Annotated in this window: 18 protein-coding genes; 1 reads left to right on the forward strand and 17 read right to left on the reverse strand. The window is 66.4% G+C overall.

The window, feature by feature from the left end; translation table 11 throughout:
* Window positions 1-214 precede the first annotated feature (214 nt).
* From B9C43_RS43720 to B9C43_RS43740, 5 genes are all read right to left on the reverse strand, one after another.
* A complete protein-coding gene (locus B9C43_RS43720) occupies window positions 215-1306 on the reverse strand; it encodes an alpha-hydroxy acid oxidase (protein ID WP_084433280.1) in 1092 nt (363 codons plus the stop codon).
* Entirely contained in the window at window positions 1303-2376 is a 1074-nt protein-coding gene (hppD, locus tag B9C43_RS43725) for a 4-hydroxyphenylpyruvate dioxygenase (RefSeq protein ID WP_407657159.1), read from the reverse strand. Before hppD ends, B9C43_RS43720 begins: the two co-directional genes overlap by 4 nt.
* Window positions 2377-2583: 207 nt before the next feature.
* Window positions 2584-3783: a cytochrome P450 gene (locus B9C43_RS43730; protein WP_033383664.1), complete on the reverse strand. Its 1200-nt coding sequence runs from the start codon at window positions 3781-3783 to the stop codon at window positions 2584-2586.
* A gap of 15 nt (window positions 3784-3798) precedes the next feature.
* Complete coding sequence (locus B9C43_RS43735; RefSeq protein WP_084433282.1) at window positions 3799-5535, reverse strand: amino acid adenylation domain-containing protein; 1737 nt, start codon at window positions 5533-5535, stop codon at window positions 3799-3801.
* Window positions 5532-6362, reverse strand: a complete 831-nt coding sequence (locus B9C43_RS43740; protein ID WP_084433283.1) for an alpha/beta fold hydrolase — start codon at window positions 6360-6362, stop codon at window positions 5532-5534. The genes B9C43_RS43735 and B9C43_RS43740 overlap by 4 nt, the downstream gene beginning before the upstream one ends.
* Window positions 6363-6630: 268 nt before the next feature.
* On the opposite strand from B9C43_RS43740, the gene B9C43_RS43745 reads away from it, so the two are divergent.
* Window positions 6631-7914, forward strand: a complete 1284-nt coding sequence (locus tag B9C43_RS43745; RefSeq protein ID WP_084433284.1) for an aminotransferase-like domain-containing protein — start codon at window positions 6631-6633, stop codon at window positions 7912-7914.
* A 180-nt stretch (window positions 7915-8094) separates the two neighbouring features.
* Here B9C43_RS43745 and mpaM read toward each other — a convergent pair whose 3' ends face one another.
* The 12 genes from mpaM to B9C43_RS43805 form a co-directional block, all read right to left on the reverse strand.
* Window positions 8095-8892: a daptide-type RiPP biosynthesis methyltransferase gene (gene mpaM, locus B9C43_RS43750; RefSeq protein WP_033383671.1), complete on the reverse strand. Its 798-nt coding sequence runs from the start codon at window positions 8890-8892 to the stop codon at window positions 8095-8097.
* Window positions 8893-9020: 128 nt separating this feature from the next.
* Window positions 9021-9494: an acyl-CoA thioesterase gene (locus B9C43_RS43755; protein ID WP_051895527.1), complete on the reverse strand. Its 474-nt coding sequence runs from the start codon at window positions 9492-9494 to the stop codon at window positions 9021-9023.
* Window positions 9495-9532: 38 nt separating this feature from the next.
* Window positions 9533-11281, reverse strand: a complete 1749-nt coding sequence (locus B9C43_RS43760; RefSeq protein ID WP_084433285.1) for an ArnT family glycosyltransferase — start codon at window positions 11279-11281, stop codon at window positions 9533-9535.
* 72 nt (window positions 11282-11353) lie between these two features.
* Window positions 11354-12178 (reverse strand): PIG-L deacetylase family protein, encoded by an 825-nt coding sequence (locus B9C43_RS43765; protein ID WP_084433286.1) that lies wholly within the window; start codon window positions 12176-12178, stop codon window positions 11354-11356.
* Window positions 12179-12275: 97 nt separating this feature from the next.
* Window positions 12276-13244, reverse strand: coding sequence for an acyltransferase domain-containing protein (locus B9C43_RS43770; protein WP_143447017.1), 969 nt, complete (start codon window positions 13242-13244; stop codon window positions 12276-12278).
* Between the two features lie 33 nt (window positions 13245-13277).
* Entirely contained in the window at window positions 13278-14096 is an 819-nt protein-coding gene (locus tag B9C43_RS43775) for a PIG-L deacetylase family protein (protein WP_033383676.1), read from the reverse strand.
* Between the two features lie 165 nt (window positions 14097-14261).
* Window positions 14262-15488, reverse strand: coding sequence for a glycosyltransferase (locus tag B9C43_RS43780; protein WP_033383677.1), 1227 nt, complete (start codon window positions 15486-15488; stop codon window positions 14262-14264).
* Between the two features lie 59 nt (window positions 15489-15547).
* Entirely contained in the window at window positions 15548-17026 is a 1479-nt protein-coding gene (locus B9C43_RS43785; RefSeq protein WP_084433288.1) for a tryptophan halogenase family protein, read from the reverse strand.
* A gap of 67 nt (window positions 17027-17093) precedes the next feature.
* Window positions 17094-18320: a cytochrome P450 gene (locus B9C43_RS43790; protein ID WP_084433289.1), complete on the reverse strand. Its 1227-nt coding sequence runs from the start codon at window positions 18318-18320 to the stop codon at window positions 17094-17096.
* 163 nt (window positions 18321-18483) lie between these two features.
* Window positions 18484-19680: a cytochrome P450 gene (locus tag B9C43_RS43795; RefSeq protein WP_033383680.1), complete on the reverse strand. Its 1197-nt coding sequence runs from the start codon at window positions 19678-19680 to the stop codon at window positions 18484-18486.
* Entirely contained in the window at window positions 19670-20824 is a 1155-nt protein-coding gene (locus B9C43_RS43800) for a cytochrome P450 (protein WP_084433290.1), read from the reverse strand. The genes B9C43_RS43795 and B9C43_RS43800 overlap by 11 nt, the downstream gene beginning before the upstream one ends.
* A gap of 22 nt (window positions 20825-20846) precedes the next feature.
* Window positions 20847-22022: a cytochrome P450 gene (locus B9C43_RS43805; RefSeq protein WP_033383683.1), complete on the reverse strand. Its 1176-nt coding sequence runs from the start codon at window positions 22020-22022 to the stop codon at window positions 20847-20849.
* Window positions 22023-22138 lie beyond the last annotated feature (116 nt).

The raw sequence follows: 22138 nt of genomic DNA on the forward strand, positions 1-22138 counted from the left end.
CAATAAACACACCGATCTTCCCGCCAGACACCACACACGTCGATCCACCCGTTGGACAGTGACAGGACACGGGCGATCTCCTGGTGCAGCGGCCGCGGGCGTCGGCCATGGCCTGCTGCCAGCCTCGTCCAACCCGGGCGCAGCCGGCGAACAGCATGGCCGTCAGGATCTCCAACGACGCCGCAGGCTTCGTGTCATGCCAAGGACCGCTCAGTCACTTCCCCGGATCATCAGCCGTACCAAGGGTCCTGGTGCTCAGTCGACGGATCGCGCTCACCGAATCGCATCCCGCCAAGCCCATCGCGTTGCGGAACTCGTCGGCGAGCAGGTCGAGCACCAGCCGAACGCCGTCCTGGCCCGCCGCGGCCAGCCCCCACATCACGGGCCGCCCGACCAGCACGGCCGACGCACCGAGAGCGATTGCCTTGAGGACGTCCCCGCCACTACGGATTCCCCCGTCCAGCAACACTTCGCAGCCGCCGGCGACCGCGGCGGCGATCTCGCCGAGCATCTCGATGCCTGGCACGGCACCGTCCAACTGTCGCCCTCCGTGGTTGGACACCACGATGCCGTCGGCACCTGCCTCAACGGCCCGGCGTGCGTCCTCGACGGCGAGGACCCCCTTGAGCACCACCGGAAGGCCCGTGTGCGCGCGGACCGCCTCCACAGATTCCCATGTGGCCGGGGCGAATTCGCGGGCGGTGTGATCGGCGACGGCCGAAGCTCCTTGGGTACGACGGTGCGCGGCAGTTCCGGCGTCGAAGTTGGCCGCCGTCACCGACTCCGGCAGTGCGAAGCCGTTGCGCATGTCACGCAATCGCCGCCCCATCCACGGCACGTCGACGGTGAACACGATCGCCTCGCATCCGGAGTCCTCCGCGCGGCGGACGAGCTCCAGAGATCTCTTCTCCTCCCGCAGCCAGTACAGCTGGAACCACGGCCGGCCGCCGACGGCCGTGATCTCCTCCAGCGCGACGCTGCTCAGGGTGCAGATGGTGTAGGGCACGCCTGCGTTCCTGGCCGCGCGAGCCGCCGCGAGCTCCCCCTCGGGATGGAACAGCCGCTGGTACGCGACCGGCGCGACCGCGATCGGCAGCGCGGCGCGCCGGCCAAGGATCTCGACCTCGGTGGTGGTGTCCGTCAGGTCGCGCAGCATCCGGGGGATCAGGAAGATCCGCTCGAGCGCGGTGCGGTTGGCCACCAGAGACGACTCGGTACCGCTGCCCCCGGCGAGAAAGTCCCAGATCTCGCCGGGCAGCCCCGCACGGGCGGCACGTTCGAGGTCGGCCAGGGAAACGTACGTCATCGCCGAGCGGCGCCGAACTCGCTCTGCCCGGTCCGCTCCAGCTCCACGGCCTCGTACAGGGCCTTGATGTTGGCGCTGCCGAAGGTGCCGGCCCCCTGCCTCTCGATGACCTCGAAGAAGATGGTGTGGCGCGGATGAGTGGAGGCGGTGAAGATCTGGAACAGCTGGCCGCCGTGGTCCTCATCGGCGAGTACGTTCGTCGCCCGCAGGTCGTCCAGCGAATGCGTCTGCAGCTTGATCCGCTCACCGAGCATGTCGTAGTAGGTCCCCGGCGTCTTCAGGAACTCCACCCCGCGCTGGGACAGCGCCTTGACCGCGCCGACCGCGTCGTTGCTGCTGAAGGCGACGTGCTGAACGCCCGCCCCTTGGTGATCCTTGAGGAACTCGTCGATCTGGCCGGGGTCGGCGTTCTTGTCCGGCTCGATCAGAGTGAGGGTGACCGCTGCCGACGCACTCTGCACGACGGTGGAGTTCATCGCCTGAGCACCGACCACGATGTGCTCCTCGAAGATCTGCCGGAACCCCAGTGCCCGCTCGTAGTACTCCACCGTGGGACCTAGGTCACCCGCGGGCAGGCAGATCGCGAAGTGGTCGATCCCCAGCAGGTCCACATCTCCCCTGCCGTGGTGGGTGACATCCAGCGAGCCGGTGAAGCCAGGAGGCAGCGCGGGCGTTGCACCGTCGCGCTGGATCAGGGTGTGCACGACATCGCCGAAACCGCCGATGGTGGCCGTGACGACCTCTGCGTCCGTGTGCCGCCGCGGCGCGCGGACAGCTTCTGCCCCTGCTCGCACCGCGGCCTGGTAAACGGCGGCGACGTCCGAAGTGGCCAGCGCGATGTCAGCGACACCGTCGCCGTGCGTCTGGAGGTAGGCCGCCGCGGGATGACGATCCGACGTGGGTTCGGTGAGAACCAGCGTCACCTGCCCCTGCCGCAGCGCGATGCTCCGGTGGTCCGCCGACCGGCTCGTACCGGCCACGGCGAACGCGTACTTGTCCACCCAGCTGAACGCAGCCACCTCGAGATTTTCCACATACATTTCCACATAGTCGATCTCGAAATTCTGCACAGACGATCCCGCAGTCAAGGTTGTCCTCCGTGAAATATAGAAGTGCTACTCGTTCACAGGATGGCTTCAAGCAAAATGCACATCAATGGTTGTCCATTGACACCTCACCGGGTCACGACAACCTCAAAGCAAAAAGGTTTCTATGCCGAATTGACCGAGCGCCAGGACTCGGCCGATTCGCATTGACGTCTGTCAGCGCGCCCCCAGTCAACGCCCCGTGAACCGCACCGGAAGCTCCCGATAGCCCTGCACGACGATCGCCCGCAACCAGGTCGGCTCGTCCAACAGCTCCACTTGCGACACTCGCTCGGCGAGAACCCGCAGCACGACAGAGAGCTCGATCCGGGCGAGCGCCGACCCGAGGCAGTGGTGCATCCCATGGCCGAACGTGATGTGCCGGTTGGGCTTTCGCCCGGGGCGGAACGTGTCGGGATCGTCGAACTCGGCGGGATCCCTGTTCGCGGCCGGCAACCAGGCGACCACCGGTGTGCCGGACGGCAGCTCGCGGCCGTTGATCGTGACATCGTCGGTCGTCACCCGGAGCACGTGCATCGCGGGCGAGGTCCAGCGCAGCACCTCCTCCACGACGGTGTCGACGTCCGCACTCCCGTCCTGCAGCCCGGTCAGCAGGCCGGGCACCGTGGCGAGCGCGTGCACCGCACCGGTGATCGCGTGCCGTGTGGTCTCGTTGCCGCCGATCAACACGTTGTCGCAGTTGAGCAACACGTCGTCGATCGTGAGCGCGTCATCGGTCACCAGCGTGCTGACGAGGTCGTCGGTGGGGCGCTCGCGGCGCGCGGTGATCAACTCGTCGAAATAGACAAGGATCTCGGTGTGCGCCTGACGTGGCGTCATCCCGTCGAACAATTCGTCCTCGCCGCCGAACGCGTGGTTGGTCAGCTCGATGAGCATGTCCTCGTCCTCGCTGGGCACACCGAGGATCTCGCAGACGACAGCGGCCGGAATACGCGGGCCGATCGCCGCAGCCACGTCACAGACCCCACCGTCGAGCACTTCGTCGAGGACGCCGCTGACCTCGGTCCGCACCCGATCAGCCAGTTTGTGCGCGGCCGCCCTGGAGAGCAACGGCCCGATCAGCTTGCGCAACTTGCGGTGCTGCTCCTGTTCGGACACCACCATCATCCGGCCGCCCGACTGATCCGGGTGGTCCCGGTCGAAGCCGATCATCATCCCGTACTCGGAGGTCAACGACGCGGACGGCGCGAGGACCGCGGCGCACGCCCGGTGCGAGAACACCGACCAGAAGCCGGTCGGTGAACTGCCCGGCTCACTCCACACCATCGCGTCTTGCGCCGCGAGCTCGCGCCAGCGGGCGTGCCGGTCCAAGGTCGTGTACAGATCGGGGTTGCCGAGATCAACCGCATCGACGGCTTTCGTCGTCCGCATGAATGCCTCTCCAGGTCACGTCGATGCGCCGTCGAGCACCTTGGCCAGTTGTGCCACGGACGGCGCGTTGAAGAAGGCCTGCACCCTCAGCCGGACTTTCAGGCTGGACCGGATCCGGGCCACCAGACGAGTCGCCAGCAGCGAATGGCCGCCGACGTCGAAGAAGCTGTCGTCAACGCCGACGCTGCGGACACCGAGCACTTCAGCGAACAACTCGGCCAGGTGGATCTCCGTGGGTGTGCTCGGCGCCCGCCCCGAGGTCACGCGTTCGGCGCCATCGGGATCGGGCAGGGCGGTCCGGTCGACCTTGCCGTTCGGCGACGTCGGCAGCCGCGGCAAGCCCACGACCACGTCGGGCACCAAGTAACCGGGCAGCTGCTTTCGCAACTGTGGCAAGAGGTCTTCGGCAGCCACCCGCACACCCGCGGTGCCGACCACGTAAGCGACAAGCCTGTTGTCGTGCTCGGTCACCACGGCCTGGGCCACCCCGTCCACCGCGAGCAGCGCGGACTCGACCTCGCCTGGCTCGATCCGGTGACCACGAACCTTCAGCTGATCGTCGACGCGGCCGACGAAGACGAGCTGGCCGTCCGACCCTGCCCACACCCGGTCGCCGGTGCGGTACATGCGCTCACCCGGGCCACCGAAGGGATTCGGCAGGAACCGCTCCGCGGTCGCGGCCGGCCTGCGCAGGTAACCGCGGGCAAGGCCAGGGCCGGTCATGTACAGCTCGCCCACGTCCCCGTCTGGGACAGGCTGCAGCCGGTCGTCCAGGACGTAAGTGCTGACACCGGTGATCGGCCTGCCGATCGGTGGCGTGCCTTCGCCGGTCAGCGGGTCGCTCGCGGTCACCGCGACCGTGGCCTCGGTCGGGCCGTACGCGTTGATCATGACACGGTCCCGTGCCCAGCTTTTCGCGACCGGAGCCGGGCACGCCTCGCCCGCGACCAGGAGGGTCAGTCCCGGGGGCAGGCCGCCGCCCTCCTCAAGCGGTGCCAGCGCGGACGGCGGCAACGTGATGTGGGTGATGCGCTGGTCGCGCACCAGCCGGGCGAGCGGCTCGCCGGGGATCAGGTCCGGCGCGGGAGCGAGCACCAGGCAGCCACCGGCCAGCCAGATCGGCCAGAACTCGGCGACGGCGGCGTCGAAGCTGGGTGACGCGAAAGCCAGCAACCTGCTGTCCGGCAACAGGTTCTGGCGGCGTACGTAGTCGTCGGCCAGGTTCGGGATGCCTCGATGCGTGACCAGCACGCCTTTCGGCTGCCCGGTCGAGCCCGATGTGTAGATGACGTACGCGGGGTGATCGGCAAGCAACGGGCTGAGCCGGTCCTGGTCGGTCAGGTTCGGCTCGGACCGGCCTGGCTGCCGTTCCACAGTCATCACAACGGAAGCACCGGCCACGTCCTGCCCCGGCAGAGCCAGCAGGCAGTGCGCTGACGTGTCGTCCAGCATGTGCCGCTTGCGATCCTCCGGATAGTCCGGATCGACGGGCACATACGCGGCACCTGCCTTGTGCACGGCCAGGATCGCGATGACGAACTCGATCGACCGCGGCATCGCCAGTGCGACAAGCTTTTCCGGACCGACCCCGTGCGCGACGAGCCGGCGCGCGAGGAGATTGGCCTCCCCGTTCAGCTCGGCGTAGGTCAGTGTGGTGGTACCCATCGCCACTGCCGGTCGGTCCGGCACCGCGGCGGCGGTTGCCTCGAACAGTGCAGGCGCCGTGGATGGCGGCTGTAACGCGCCGGTCATGCGGTCTCCTCCAGTCGCGCGGCGGACTCGGCGCGGAGAAACCGGATCAGCTCCCGGTTCACCGCTTCCGGGTTCTCCAAGTAGCCGAAGTGCCCGCAACCGGGGATGGTGCGGTGTGTGGCACCGGGAATCGCGGCGGCCAGCTCCCGTCCGGCCGACGGCGGCGCCACGAGATCGTGCTCGAACGAGACGACGTGGCAGGGCACCTTGATCCCACGGTAGGCCTCAATGCGGTCGGGCAACGCGCTCAGCCGCAGCTGCGCCCGGACACCCGGTCCCCGGCCGTCCGACGCCTCGAACAGGTCGAGCCAGTCCGCGGTGAGGTCGTCGTCAGCGAGCGTTGCGGGTCCGAGGTTGTGCATGGCGCGGACGGCGGCAAGGTACCCCGATGGCAGCTCGGTGCCCAGTTCGATCAGCTTCGCCTCGCCCTCCGCGAGCACCCGCTGGACCAGGCTGCTCCTGCCGCACGCCGCCATCAGCACGACCGCGTCCAGCAGTTCCGGACGGGCCAGTGCCAGCTCCTGGGCGATGTACGAGCCCATCGACGTGCCGACCACGCGGCACGGCGCCACGCCGAGGTGCTCGATCAAGGCGGCCACGTCCGCGACGAGGTCGTCGATGGTGAACCCGTCCGCGCCTTCGTCGCTTGGCGGAATGCCACGGTTGTCCATGGTGATCACGCGGAATCCGGCGGCGCGCAGCGCGGGCACCTGGTGCAGGTCCCACACCGAGCTCGGCGCCCCGGTGCCGGTCAGCAACAGGACAGGAGGACCCTCGCCATGGTCGTGGTACGACAACCGGATCCCGGTCTCAGTTGTCATCAGCATGCAGGTCCTCCCCCGCCCACCGCACATGCACGGGCGCGCAGCGACGAGTTCTTGTTTCCCCTCAACGGTTGTGCCCTTCCCCAGGTGCTGTGGCGCACTCGTCCGACCGTACCGGCAGAGATCGAGTGTCTGGCGGAATTGACGATGGACATTCGACTACCACTCGTTCCCCGGTGAGTACTGGAGTGGAAATCAGCGAGAATCGCCGTCAGATCGCGTCCACTGCCGTTGCTTGACACCTCGACTGCGTACGGAAATCCTAGTATTCATGGATTCATACGGTCTGTCCACCCAGCTGAGCATGGAAACGCTACACGGATCGCTCACCGATCCGGCCATCTCGTCGATGAACCTTCTGAACGAGTTGATCGACGAATATCCGGTAGCCATTTCCATGGCAGCTGGCCGGCCGTATGAGGAGTTTTTCGACGTCCGTCTCATTCATGAGTACATCGACGCTTACTGCGAGCATCTGCGGCGCGATCGGAAACTGGACGAGGCAGTGGTCACCCGCACGCTCTTTCAATACGGCACCACAAAAGGCGTCATCGCCGATCTCATCGCCCGCAACCTCGCCGAGGACGAGAACATCGACGCCTCCCCTGAGTCCGTGGTCGTCACCGTGGGCGCTCAGGAGGCCATGTTCCTGATCCTGCGCACGCTGCGCGCGAACGAACATGACGTGCTGCTCGCCCCCGCCCCCACCTACGTCGGCCTGACCGGAGCGGCGCTGCTCACCGACACGCCCGTCTGGCCGGTCCGGTCGACCGGGAACGGCATCGACCCGGAAGACCTTGTCCTGCAGTTGAAACGCGCCGACGAACAGGGCAAGCGGGTCCGGGCCTGCTACGTGACACCCAACTTCGCCAACCCCACCGGCACCAGCATGGACCTGCCCGCCCGCCACCGCCTGCTCGAGGTCGCCGAGGCCAACGGCATCCTGCTGCTGGAGGACAACGCGTACGGGCTCTTCGGATCCGAACGCCTCCCGTCGCTGAAATCCCTCGACCGGTCGGGAAACGTGGTCTACATCGGCTCCTTCGCCAAGACCGGCATGCCCGGCGCCCGAGTCGGCTACGTGGTGGCGGACCAGCAGGTGGCCGGGGGCGGCCTGCTCGCCGACCAGCTCTCCAAACTCAAGGGCATGCTCACGGTGAACACCTCCCCCATCGCACAGGCGGTGATCGCCGGGAAGCTCCTGCTCAACGACTTCAGCCTGACCAAGGCCAATGCCCGCGAGATTGCCATCTACCAGCGCAACCTCCACCTCACGCTGGGCGAACTGTCCCGCAGGCTCGGTACCTGCCCCGGAGTCAGCTGGAACACACCGACGGGCGGCTTCTTCGTCACCGTCACCGTGCCCTTCACCGTCGACGACGAACTGCTGGCACACGCTGCTCGCGACCATGGCGTGTTGTTCACCCCGATGCATCACTTCTACGGCGGCAAGGACGGGTTCAGCCAACTCCGGCTGTCGATCAGCCTGCTCACGCCGGAATTGATCGAAGAGGGCGTCTCCCGGCTCGCCGCACTCATCACCGCACGCCTCTGAAGACGGGCTTGCGCGTCGATCTGCGCCGATCCGGGTCGTGGACAGCGGCGGGGCGAGCAGCGGGCGATGGTCAGCCCGTCAAGCAACCTGCTCGCGCCCGGCCGTGGTCTGCCTGCGCGAAAGTCCCGCACCACTCATCTGCTCATCCGCGCCGTACGGCTTCGGCGTGAGCGTGGCGGGTCACGACGAGGAGTCGCTCCTCGGTGTCGCCTCCAGCAACAACATTTCCTTGAAAGCGGGCAGAGTCCGCGTGATCACGTCGAAGCCGGCCTCTTCCAGTTCCGCCACCATCTGATCCACTTTGAGAATCCTGATGCGGCTCGTGCAGACGACAAACGGGTCAGCCGTTTCATCGGCAGGGTAGATGGTGACCTCGCGGATCTTCTCCGCAGGGAACGCTTTGACATGCATCTTGTACAGCCGGCCGCTCTTGCCTGGGAACTGTTGATGGCGCTCGAGTGACTCCGACTTGACGGCGTCCGACTGGGCAAGGCTGAGCAAGAATCGCCCGCCCGGCGCGAGATGCTCACGAACCGACGCGTACAGGCCGGGCCGGTCGGCCTCGTCAAGAAGATCGATGGTGCCCGGGCTGACGAGCACCGTTCCAAAGCGCTTGGCCAACGCGAAGGCGGTCATGTCTGCCTGGACCACGGTGCACCGGTCCCGGACGTCCGCAGGGGCGTCCGCCAACCGTCCACGGAGGGTGTCGAGCATCGCGGCCGACAGTTCAAGGGCGGTTACCTCGAAGCCGAGATTGAGCAGAGGAAATGTCAGCCGGCCCGTTCCAGCCGCGAGCTCAAGCACCGGTCCGGAGGCCGGGCGAATGTGGGCGGCGAACTCCCGCGCTTCCGGGGTGCCATCCTCTTCTTCGCGCATCAAATCCTGGTAAGTGCCCGCGGCGTCCTCGTCATAGAAGTCGCACAGAACGCCTCTCTCGCCTACCGAGGCCAGCAGGACATCCGCGTGGACGGTCCGCACGGATCCGCGCTCTATTTGATTGCTCATAAGGCCAAACTACTGGCAGAAATCCATCTCCGACATGATCGAAGGATTGACGATGCTGGGGCGTGAGCGACACTGGAATACCGCAGGAAGCTGAATGCGCATCACGGCATGTAGCGCTCGAGGAAAGCGCGCTCGAGGACAGTGAAGCGACGCGGCCTCGCGGTATCCGGGTTGACCGCCGCGATCGTCGAGCGGGCCTCGAGGAACACACCCTCGTCCGAGCAGATCTCCGCGGCCATCTCGCAACTGGCCCCGTTGATCTTGGTCACCCACGACTCGATGCGCACCGGGCCGTGCCGGAACTTGAGCGGTTTGCGGTAGCCGACCTCATGCCGGACGATCACGACCCCCACCGAGGGCAGCCCGTTGCGGTCCTCCTGCAGTACGCCCGCGTAGTCGAGGTAGAGGGCGATCCGGGCGTCCTCGAGGTACTCAAGGAAGCGGGCGTTGTTGACGTGGCCGTGGGCGTCGATGTCGGCGAAGCGGATCTGGCGGTGGTAGATGTGCCGCTTGGCAGCGTCGTGCACCTCGATCGGCCGCGCAGGGGCCGTGAGCTGGGTGACGACCTCGGTCATTCGATCCCCTCATCCTCATTGTCTTCACCGGGCTCACCTCACGCGGAGCCTGATGCCGGTCCGGCATTGGCGTCGAAGGAGTTGCCGGAGTAATTGGGATCAAGGACGGAGATGGCATACGTGGCGGGCGCGGCCAGCATGGCTGCGACGCCGACGGCGAGTCCGGCCGTGACCAGGGCGTTGGAGACGGGCTTGATCACTCGCGCCAAAACCAGCACAGCGAGGGCGGCTACGCCGAGCACGAGCGAGCCCCATTTCGCCCACGGCAAGAAGTTGGGGTAGTGGGACCACAGCCAGGCGCACCAAGCCAGTTCGGCCGCAACCGCGGCCGGCAGCAGCCAACCCTGTCTGCCGCCACGCCGGTATGCCCGCCAGAACATCACAATGCCGAGAGCGGACAGGGCAGCAATCGCAGGCGCGAGTGAGGCAACGTACGCGGTGTGCGCGACCGCGCTCGCGCTGAACACGAAGCCGAAGGTCACCAGCCACACGCCCCACATCACCACCCCGCCGCGCACCGGGTCAGTGCGCTCGGCCCGCCGCCACCACCAGAGCCCGCACAGCAGAGCCAGCAACGTGAGCGGGAACAGCCAGGCGATCGCGACGCCGAGGTGGCCGTCGAACAGCTTGGTCCACCCCATCGGGTCCGGCCTGCTCTCCACTTTGGACTGGTCCCCTCCGGGTGGCCCGCCCAATTGCCCCAGAGCGATCGGCGGGAGGCCGAGAGCCTTCGGACCGACCTTCCCGCGACCCGATCCCTCCTGGGGCTTCGGACCGTTCGGCCCGGCACCTTCCTGGGCCTGCGGACCATTCGGCCCTGGTCCCTCCTGGACGTTCGGACCGCCCCGTGGACCGCCGCCCCTCGGACCGACCTTCGGGCCGTTCCTGCCGTTGGCGTCCGCGGCGCCGGGGATGTCGATGCCCACGCGCCCGAGGCCGTTGTATCCGAACACCATGGCGAAGGCGCTGTTGTTCGTGCTCCCGCTGACGTACGGCCGGGCGCTGGCAGGAGTGACCGTGTAGAGCGCTACCCACGACAGCGACACCGCCAACGTCACCACCCCGGCGATCCCCAGGTGCTTCAGCCGGCGGCGCGTTTCGATCGGCGCGGTCAGCAGGTAGCCGACCGCCAGGGCGGGCAGGATCATCCACGCCTGCATCATCTTGGCCTGGAAACCCAGCCCGACCCAGACACCGGCCCACACCAGCGACCGGAGGCGTCCTTCCAGAACGGCACGCTGATAGCAGTCGACGGCGATCAGCAGGCACATCGTCAGCAGGCCGTCCTGCATGCTGTGCCCGAACATGGACGCGGCGACCGGGGTGAGGGTGAAGATGCCCGCGGCGAGCAGGCCGGGCACCACGCCCGCCCACCGCCGCACGACCCGGTACATCACCAGCACCGAGATCACGCCCTCGATCACCTGCGGCAGCGCCAGGGACCAGGCGTGATAGCCGAAGATCTTGGCGGAGATGACCTGCGGTACGAACGACCCGGCGAGCTTGTCGAGCGTGTACGTCGCCCCCGGGTCGACGGCGCCGAACAAGAACGCTTTCCAGCTCCCGGACATGCTCCTGACGGCGTCCGAGTACAGCGGCGCGTAGTCGACCAGCGGGAGGTTCCAGGCATAGAGCACCAGTGCCACGAACGCGATGCCCAGCAGCGCGGGCCGGGCCCATTTCGGCTGCCCAGGAGGCGAGCGCCATACCGCCCAGCGGTTGGGTCGGCCGTCATCGGACACGAGGTCCTGGGGCGGCGCCGGCAGATGAGTGAGTGTTGCAGACACTCTGTACCTCCGGGCTCGATATGGCGTCGATGGTGGAGAGCAGGACTTCAGTTCACGCGAGCGTGGATTTGCTCAGCTGTCGTCTTCCTTACAGATAACCGGCCAGGTCGTTTCGCCGTAACCGCCATGTGGGGAAGTTTTCCGAGCATGCTCGTCCAGCCGGTCGAACATACTGACGTCGTTTCCGTCGAGCATCGCCAGTTGGGAAACATAACACTCCACGGCTTGAAATTTCCGTGTCCGCATCTCTGTCGCGACGGAGCTGAAATCGGGAGAGCCGAGGTGAAAGCCCTGCGGCAATTCGACCGACGCTGGCCGGAATACCGCATAGGGAAGGTCTTCCCACAGCCGTATCGGAATGTTTTTCTCACGCGCGGCGAGCAGTGCGGCATCTCGCGCGGCCTCGTGGTCGGGATGACCGCCAATGGCCGCGCACGTGACGACCAACGTCGAAGCGCACTCGTCGATCATCGCTTTGATGTCGTCCTTGATCTCAGCAACAAGATCAGGGTCACCGTCCGGCGCGTGCTCGCTGACTGACAGCTTCCGCCCGCCCTCTGCGTGGTCTGCCAGCCACCGGCCATCGGGCAACGTGCGATAGATCGAATCAAGGAATCGGCCGTGCCGATAGCTCACCCCTAGGTGATCAAGCGCGGCGACATCTTCTTTTCGCCGATAAAGCGGTGCGTCGTCATCCGGCGAGAGACCCCAGACCGCGTGCATTCGCTCCGCCACCGGGGAATAAGGAGGTGGCGCGGTACCGGCAAACACCGTATAAACAGTCACTTTGGCACCGTCCTGCGCCGCCTGGGCGAGACCGCCCCCAATGGAAAGGACTGCGTCGTCCAAATGAGGAGATATTGCCAGTAGCCGAGTCGCCTCGGGGTCTTGAAACATAAGGATTAGTTTGGTGACTGCATTGCCACGCTACAACACGTGAGGACTGGACAGTCTTCACAGTGGCCTGTGTGACCGGCTCCGGACGGCGTACCGGTTATGGCAGCGGGACCCGGCCGACCCGGTCGTGCCAGTGACGCCCCGCCTTCAGGTGGGCGACCACCGCCCGCTCCAGCTTGGTTCGCTGCGGAAGTTCGTCCAGCGGCTGACCGTTGTAGCGGAACACGAACTCCAGAATCGAATCGTCCCCGATCGCGAACGGCTCGGAGTCGGTGAGCGTCCAATCCCGGCGGAGCCGCATGATGTGGGAGTCCTCGGGGAGATATTCCGTCAGCTGCGGATCGAGCAGCCACGATGTGCCCGTCGCCACCTGAGCGCCGTGCTCCGGGAAGTACCGGTCGAAGAACGGACGGGCCCGGCGTAACGAGTCGTAGAAGATCTCCGGTATCAGCGGTCCGCCCCCTTCGGGGATGTGCATGCCGAGCTCGGGCGTTCCGTCACTGCCGACGCCAAGGCTGAATTGGAGACGGCCGAGCCGGTAGACGATGCCGGACAGGATGTAGGCGGTCCAGAACTGCATGTTCATGCCGCCCTCGCCGTGCTTGCGGCGATGCACGGCGACCGACTCCCCCAATTGCGCCAGCGTCTCCCAGGTGGTCGCCTCGGGGATGCCTCGGCTCGCGTGGAAGCGGCGCACCGCCGGAACCGTCGCGAGGTAGACGTACACATGGAAGTAGCGCGCGGCTGGGCCGGTGTCGTACGCCAGGGACGGCGCACCACGCCGCTTGACCTTCCAGTCGCCCATGTTCCGGACGATCGCGTGGTGGGTGCGTTCGAGCAGCCACCACAGGGCCGGGTCACGATCCGGATCGGGGATGGCCGCCACGATCTCCTCGGCGTCCGCGTCCGCCACCTCCAGCCGCCGTAACAGCTCACGCGCGTCATCGCCTTGCGGCAGCCGGACCGGCTCAGCAGGCGGGCCGAGCTCGTCGAGCTGGGAGAGCCACGCCGTCATCCTCTCCCCGTCCCCCAGTTTCAGGTCACTGCGTACTACCTTGGCATCCATCGGCAACCGCCCTCGGCTTCGACGACTCGGTGTCTAATCTTCGTGACGGGTGACCGGCCAGGTCGTTTCGCCGTATCCGCCTTGTGGTGACGCTTTCCGGGCATGCTCTTCCAGCTGACCGAACAAATCCTTGCCTGGCCCGTTGAACATCGAAAGAAGAGACGGATAGTGCTCCACAGCCTGAAACTTCCGCGTCCGCGCATCCGGCTCGACAGAGCTGAATTCCGGAGCGCCAAGACGAAAACCCTGCGGCAGTCCGACAGCGTCCGATCGGAATAGCACATAGGGAAGGTCTTCCCACAGCAGTACCGGGATGTTCTTCTCGTACGCGGTGAACAACGCGGCGTCTCGCGCGGCCTCATTGTCGGGGTGCCCACCGATGGCCGCACACGTGACGATGACCGTCGGATCGACCTCGTCGATGATCGGCTTGAGATCATCCTCGATCTCCGCGACAAGATCAGGATCACTGTCCGGCGCGTCCTGGTTGGTCGCCAGCTTCTGCTTGCCCTCTTTGTGGTCTGTCAACCACTGGCCATCGGACAGCTTGCGATAGATGGAGTCGAGGAAGCGACCATGTCGATAAGCCACCCCCAGGTGGTCGAGAGCGGCAGCGTCTTCCTTTCGGCGATAGAGCTGCGCGTCGTCGTCCGGCGAGAGACCCCAGATTGTGTGCATTCGCTCCGCTGCCGGGGAGTAAGGAGGTGACGCGGTACCGGCGAATACCGAATAGACGGTCACCTTCGCGCCGTGCTGCGCGGCCTGGAAGAGGCCGGCCCCGATGGACAGGGCCGCATCGCCCAAATGCGGGGATATCGCCAGAAACCGGGCGGCACCAGGGTTTTCAAACATAGGGATCAGTCTGCTGACTGCATTGCGACGCTACAACACGTGCAGCCTGGACAGTGCTCCTCGGTGCGACCGGCGCGGCGAGAAACCCCGAGTCCAAAAAGGAATCGGTGCCGAGTGGCCGAAGGAGTCGCATCCTCCGGCTGCTCGGCACCGACTCGGCGTTGTTCATACGGAAACAGACGGCCTTTCCCGGCTGACGATGTCAAGCAGCAGTTCCGCCGCCACAGTTGCCCCGTCAGCGCGGATGGTGCCTGCCACGGCCGTCGCTCGCGCGCGGGTTTCCGGGGCCAGGGCCGTGGCGAGCGCAGCCGAAAAGGACTCGACAGTCGGGTTCCGGCCGTTGTGCGACACACCGATGCCCAACTCGGCCACCCGGCGGGCGAAGTACGGCTGGTCCGTCATCTGGGACACCACGATTTGGGGAGCGCCGGACCGAGTGGCCGCGGTCGTGATGCCCGCACTGCCGGCGTGCACGACCGCGGCCACTCGGCCGAACAGCACCTGGTGGTTCACTTCGCCGACGGCCAGGCAGTCGCCCTGGTTGTCGGGCAGGACCAGGTCGGCCCAGCCGCGGGAGAGGATCACCCGGCGACCCTGAGCACGGATCGCCTCAATGGCCACCCTCGCGGCGTCAGCCGGCGCCGGCCCGCTGCCGAAACCCACGTACACCGGCGGTGGACCGGCCGCCAGAAATGCTTCCAGCTCCGCGGAAAGCGGCCGTTCGTCCGGCAGGATCCACGCACCGGTCTGCACGACGTCCAGGTCTGTCGGCCGCAGCGGAGCCAGGACGGGGTCCGCGGCCAGCAAAGGCCGATCGGTGAAGCCGTAGCCGTAGATGTCTTCCACCGGCGGCAGGCCGAGTGAAGCCCGCTGACTGTTGAGCGCACCACCGAACCGTGCGTAGGCACCCTGGTTGTTCCGGTCCCACAGCGCCCGGTTGTCGGTCACGTCCGGCGGGTGCGAACCGCCGAGCGGCGGTGGCGGCGGGTAGTGCGGCGACGGCACGTACATCGGCGAGTAGAAGGCGTAGAAGTAGGGGATGCCCAGCTTCTCTGCCACCGACCGCACCGCCACCGCGGCGGCCAGCAGGCCGGTGGCCACCACCGCGTCACACCCCTCGGCAGCCGCCGGGAGCATGTCGAACTGCGTGGCGATCGCCTCGGCCGAGAGCCGGGGCCCGTCCCCAGGCGACGGCGGCTTCGCACCGTGCATCGCCTCGCGCACCGACCGGCCGACCGGCACCAGCGGCACATCGACCTCGGCCAGCCGCTGCACGTAGTCCGGAGGTGCGGCCATCCGCACCTCCGCACCGAGTGCCCGCAACCGCACCGCCAACGCCACCAGCGGTTCGAGGTCTCCGCGTGAGCCAGTCGTCGACAACAACACACGCATTTCGCAATCCTTGTCCCGTGGATGATGGCTATCGGCGAATTGACTGACGGGCGGTGGCGTCACACCGGACGGTGCGGCAGCCACTTCATGCCGTCGGGTGAGGTCACCAGTCCGCCGGGGAACAGTGGCAGCTCGGGCTCGGCGTCCTCGCCGAGAATCGCCCGCATCTGCTCCTGGCCGCCCTCCTGCATGACCTGCCTGACCACGTGCGACTTGAACAGCGGCACCATGCTGGCGTCGTCACCGCTCGCCATCTGGTCGACGGCCGCGGCGAACTCGGCACTGTGCTGGGCGATCCGGGTCTTCGCTGCCAGCGCCGCCTCGCCAGAGGACAGCCCGCCGACCAGGTCCACGAACGACTCGAGCTCGGTGTGCTCGATGTCCTTCGTGACCTTCTTGGCCTGCCAGAAATACGACTCCTCGTTCACGTTCATCTCGTAGAACGCCACGAGGAACTCGTAGTACACGCCGTACTCGCGGCGGTAGCGCGCCTCGAACTCGGTCAGCGCGGTCTTCTCGTCCAGATCACCGTCGAGGACGCTGTTGATCGAACGAGCGGCGAGCATCGCGCTGTAGGTCGCCAGGTGCACTCCGGAGGAGAACACCGGGTCCACGAAACACGCGGCATCACCGATGAGGATCATGCCCGGACGCCAGTAGGACGACTGCTGGTAGGAATAGTCCTTCCGGACCCGCAGCTCCCCGTAGTTGCCGGACGTCACCCTGGTCGCGTCGGCAAGGTACTCCGAAATCAGCGGGCACTCGGCGATCAACGCGTTGAGTGCCTTCTCCCGGTCACCCTGGATCTTCTCAGCGTCCTCCCGGCGCACCACGGCACCGACGCTGGTCAGCGTGTCGCTCAGCGGGATGTACCAGAACCAGCCACTGTCGAACGCGACGCTCAGAATGTTGCCCGAGTACGGCGCGGGCAGCCGCTTGCCACCCTCGAAGTAGCCGAACAGCGCCAGGCTGCGGAAGAACTCCGAGTAGTCCCGCGCGCCACCGACCTTGGAGTACAACCGGCTCTTGTTGCCGGACGCGTCGATCACGAAGGTCGCGGACACCTCACGCTGGTTGCCGTCGGGATCGGTGTACCGCAGGCCAGTGATGCGCTCACTGTCTTCCAGCACCTCGGTGACCGTGCAGCCCTCGCGCACGTCCACACCCTTGCTCTTGGCGTTCTTCAGCAGGATGTGATCGAACTTCGCCCGCTCGACCTGGTAGGCGAACGCCTTCGGGCCGGTGATCCGCGGCGAGACGGAGAAGGAGAACGTCCACGGATCCGGACGGGCGCCCCACCGGAACGTGCCGCCCCGCTTCACCGGGAAGTTCGCCGCCGCCAGCTCCTCGGTGACGCCGAGCATCTTGCACACCCCGTGAACCGTGGAGGGCAGCAGGGACTCACCGATCTGGTAGCGGGGGAAGACCTCCTTCTCCAGCAACAGCACCCGGTGCCCCTGCATTGCCACGAGGGTGGCCACGGTCGAACCGCTCGGCCCGCCACCAGCCACCACAACATCGAACTCTTCGACCGACATGTCCCACCATTCCTGTATCGAGTGCCATTGCTGCGGCTGATTTCGAGAACCGGGCCGCGCTCACGTGCTACCAGGCGACCGGTAACTGATCCGGGCAGTCAATGAACGCGTTTCTTAGCTTTATTTCCTCCCTGGGCACAGCCAGGCGCAGATCTGGGAAGCGGAGCCACAAGGTTTGATATGCCATACGCAGTAGCGTCCGGGCCACCGCCGCGCCTATGCAGTAATGAATGCCGTGCCCAAATCCGACGTGCGAGCCGGAATCACGGTTCACGTCCAGGACGTTGGCATTCTTCGTCAGCGCTTCATCCCGGTTGGCCATCAGGATCGAACACAGGACGTATTCCCCCGCCCTGATCAGCTGGCCACCGACGACCACGTCCTTGACGGCCATCCGTGGATTCGGCTGCTGCACGGGCGACAGATAACGCAGCAGTTCGGCGACCACCCGATCTGCCTCTTCACGGCCGGCGAACAGCACCTTCCGCTGGTCCGGATGTTCCAGCAGCGCGAGAATCCCGAAACCGATCATTCCCGCGACAGTCTCGACACCACCGAGGATCAACGCGGTGAACACACCCCGCAGCTCGGCGTCCGTGACCTCGTCTCCGTGTTCTCGCACGATCATGCCGATGAACCCCTCGTCGGGGTCCTTCCGCTGCCGGGTGATCAGGCCGTCCAGGTACCGGTTGAACGCCGCGCTGTCGGCCGCCCTTGCCTTGAATCCGCGGCTGAGAGCGACGTTCTGCCGGACCCGCCTGATGAACTCGGTTCGATCATCACGCGGGATGCCGAGCAACTCGCACAGGGCTCCGCCGCCGACCGGATCGGCGAACAACGCCTGGATGTCCGCGCCCGGCCCCTCGACCTCCAGCGCGTCGAGGCGATCGTCGATCAATTCCTGCATCGCGGGTTCAAGCCTGCGGATCCGCCGGGCGGTGAACTCCGGCGTCAGTATTCCGCGCAGGCGTGTGTGCTCGGGCGGGTCGTAAACCGACAACTGCCCGACAAGATCCTGCGGTATGGGTTCATCGAGGGGCGATTCCGCCGAACTCCACCGGGGCCGCGTCGTGAAGTTCTCGTGATCACCGAGTATCTGTCGCACGACGTCGTAGCCCAATGCCTGCCAGACATAGTCCGTCCGCAGCTGAGTGGACGCACTCCCGACTATCCGGACCAGCGGGCCGTGCGCCCTGAGCGTGAACATGTCCTCATGCGGATCGCAGAGCGTTCTCAGCATGTAGTTCGCCGTCGGCTGCACGATTGGCGCGACCTCATCGATATCGTGATCCATACCGATTGAAAACTCCTTCACTGACCACGAATAGCGTTCCGGAGACACAAACCGGTGCACATGACCCGAACGTTCGGACAATCCAATCTTCGCCTGCGGTCTTGAAATATGTCCAGCGCCTAACAATGGACGGTATGGATTGCCGTAGTGAACGTGCCTGCGTTCACCATGCGACCATCAGACTGGACAATCCATACGCCGGGGTGGTCAGCCGGAACATGGTTTCCTGCTCCGGGTTCGCCAGCCGCAGCGCGGGAAAACGCCGCCACAGCGCGGTGTAGACCGTTCGTAGGGTGATGCGGGCCAGCGCGGCTCCCAGGCAATGGTGCACGCCGTGCCCGAACGCGAGATGCGGGGCAGGCTCACGCGTCACGTCGAGGCGGTCCACGTCCGGCATCAGCGCGGGATCGCGGTTTGCCATCGGGAGCGAGCAGGTGACCGTCTCCCCCTCCTTGATCACCTGGTCTGCGATGGTGACGTCCTGCATGGCGATCCGGGGCGTCGGGGCATACGTGACCGTCAGGTACCGGATCAGCTCGTCGACCGCCCGGTCCGCCGACTGATCGTCACCCCGGAACGCGGCGACCTGTTCGGGGTGCCGCAGCAGCGCCAGCACGCCCAGCCCGATCATGCCGGAGATGTTGTCGTCGCCGGCCAGAATCAGCTGCACGCTGGCGCCTCTGAGCTCCTCGTCGGTGACCGTGTCGCCATGCTCGGCCACGACCGTCCCGATGAAACCCTCACCTGGGTCCTTGCGTTCCCTGGCGATCATCGCCAGCAGATAGCGGGAGAACGCCTCACCGGCGGCCATCCGTCTCTTCTGGCTCAGTGAGGCGTCCAGATGCCGGTGATACAGCTGCATGAAAGTGGCTCGGTCGTCCCGGGGCACCCCGAGCAGCTGGCACAGCACGGTCCCCGGCACCTCGTCGGCGACCAGCTCGACCAGGTCCGCCGGGGATCCCTCCTGCTCCATGGCATCGAGACGGTCCGCCACGATCTGGTCGATCTCCGGCTGCAGCCGCCGCATCTTGCGCATGGTGAACGCGGGCATCAGCAACTGCCGCAGCCGGGTGTGCTCGGGCGGGTCGTAGTCCATCAGGTTGCCGACCAGCTCAGCCGGCCGGTAGATGCCCTTCCCGCCGATCTCGTCCCGCCGGTCCCAGCGGCGCCGTGTGCTGAACCGCTTGTGATCGCCGAGCACCTCCCGCACGATGGCGTGCCCCGCGGCCAGCCAGGTGGTCTCCGCGTCCGCCCCTGATCCGATGGTGATCTTCGACAGTGTTCCGGCAGCGCGTAGTTCGTCCGCCGGATCGAAGCCCTGCCGGCGAGTGTGCACCGGCGGCAAGTCGTCACCACTCAACGGGAAGCTCCTCCACGGCGAAGGGTGCCGGCCTGCCGGGCTTGAACCGCAGTTCCTCCTCAGGGACCGCCAGCCGCAGCGACGGGAACCGGCGGACCACCGCGGGCAGCGCCACTCGTAGCTGGAGCCTGGTCAGTGGTGCCCCGATGCAGTGGTGGATGCCGTGCCCGAACGCGATGTGCTCGGGGTTCTCCCTGGTGATGTCGAATCGGTCCCCCCGCGCCCGGTTGACCGCGAGGATCGAACAGGTCAGGACATCACCGGCATGGATGTCGCGTCCGCCGATGCGCATGTCGACAAGTGCGGTCCTTGGCGAAGGGGTCTCGACGATCGACGCGTAGCGGAGCACTTCCTCAACCGCACCGTTCACCAGCTCCGGACGCTCGCGCAGCAGCGCCATCTGGGCGGGATGGGTAACGAAGAGCAGCACCGCGATCGCCAGCTGGGAGGCCATCTGCTCGACCGCCCCGATCATGACCCCCTCGGCGAGCCCGGCCAGCTCCTCGTCGGTGACCTCATCCCCGTGGTCGCGCACAATGCCGCCGATCATCCCTTCGCCGGGATCGTGACGTTTGCGAGCTGCCAGTTTCTGGGCGTAGCTGACGATGCCCAGCCCCGACAAGTTCCGCTGCCTGGGCAGGCGGCTCTCCCGGCTCTCCCGGAACATCCGTGACAACTCAGCCTGATCGTCACGAGGGACGCCGAGGAAGTCGCAGGCGATCAGCGCCGGGATGGGCCAGGCGGCGTTCCGGACGAAGTCGGCAGGCGAGCCCATGCTCTCCAGGTCGTCCAAGCACTCCTCGACGATCTCCTCGGCGCCTGGTCGCAGGCTCTCGATCCGCCGGACAGTGTTCGCCCTGGTCACGGTTCCGCGCAGCCGGGTGTGGTCAGGCGGGTCGTACGCCTGCAGGATTCCCGGCAACCAGGCTCGCTCCGCCTCGTCGTCGACCGGGCGCATGGAACTGAACCGGGTCGCGTCCGAGAGGATCTCCCGGACCTCGTCATATCCGGTGACCAGCCATTGCTTGCGGCCGTCCATCCCCGGCTCGGTGTCATATTCGTGCAGCGGCCCGGCCTTCTGCAGTTCAATGAGCTCCGGCACCGGATCGAGCCCAAGCCGCTGATGCGGCAGCGGAACTACCATGATTCTCCTCAGCTTCTGGCATTTACCAGTCGAGCAGCAGGGCCTTCACGTCAAACGGCGGCGGCCCCAATTTGATCTCGCGTTCCGGCTCGGCCAGCCGAAGTGTCGGAAAGCGGTGCGCCAGAGCCGGAATCGCCGACCGGAATACCAACTCGGCCAGCGGCCTGCCTAGGCAGTGATGGATGCCGTGCCCGAACGCGACATGCGGCGTTCTCTCCCGGGTGATGTCGAACTGATCCGCCGGGCCGGGGAAGTCCCGGCGGTTGACGGCCAGCAAGGAGCACGTGACGGTATCGCCTGCCTTGACAAGGAAATCACCGATGCGCACGTCCTCAAGCGCGATACGAGGAGTGAGCTTCTCGTCGGTGGTGAGATACCGGACCACTTCCTCAAGCCAGTCCGGCACGACGTCCGGCTTCTGCCTGAGCAGGTCGAACTGCTCGGGGGCCTCGACCATCAGCCACGCGCCTGCCACGAGGAACCGAGCCACCTGATCACCGCCCGCGCCCATGACGAACGCGGCCAACCCCGTCAGCTCCGAGTCGGTGATCTCGTCCCCGTGCTTGCGCACCACGACACCGAGCATGTCGTCACCGGGATCGCGGCGCGTGCGAGCCACGATCTGCTCCATGTACGTCATGAACTTGTTCCCGGCCGCTATCCGCCGGTTGCCTGCCCGTTGCGCCCGGCTGGCATGCAGGGTGCGCGACAGCTCCGTCTGGTCATCCCGTGGAATGCCAAGGAAGTCGCAAGTCGCCGTCGTCGCGATGGCCCACCCGAAGTGCGGGACGAAGTCCAGCGGGCCACCGATGGACTCGATGGCGTCCAGCGTGTCCTCGATGACCTGCTCGACCTGCGGCCGGAACCGCTCCATCCGCCGGACAGTGAACGCGGGTGACAGCACCCGGCGCAGGCGCGTGTGCTCTGGCGGGTCGTACTGGGTGATGAAACCGGGAAAGGTGATACCGGAGGCGGTCCCGCCGTAGAGCAACCGGGAGCTGAACTTGTCCGAGCCGAGAACCTGCCGGACCTCGTCGAACCCGGTGGCGAGCCACGCGGTCCGTCCTTCCGGGGAATCCTCGGTGCCCAGTTTGCTCATCGGGCCCTTGGCCATGAAGCCACGCAGCAGCGGTACCGGATCGAATCGGTCCCTCCAGTGCATCTGCGTGGGCAGCACGACGTTGAGCTCCTCGAACACTTCCACTTCACAGGTCCTTTCGCCTCATCCGACCGGCGCGTCTGGCGGCGGTGGTCCCAGGCCGGTCGGACGGGCTCGGCGCCCGTCCAACCGTCCGCATCAAGCGGCTGGACACC

Source organism: Kibdelosporangium aridum (assembly GCF_900176515.1).
GTDB classification, from domain to species: Bacteria; Actinomycetota; Actinomycetes; order Mycobacteriales; family Pseudonocardiaceae; genus Kibdelosporangium; species Kibdelosporangium aridum.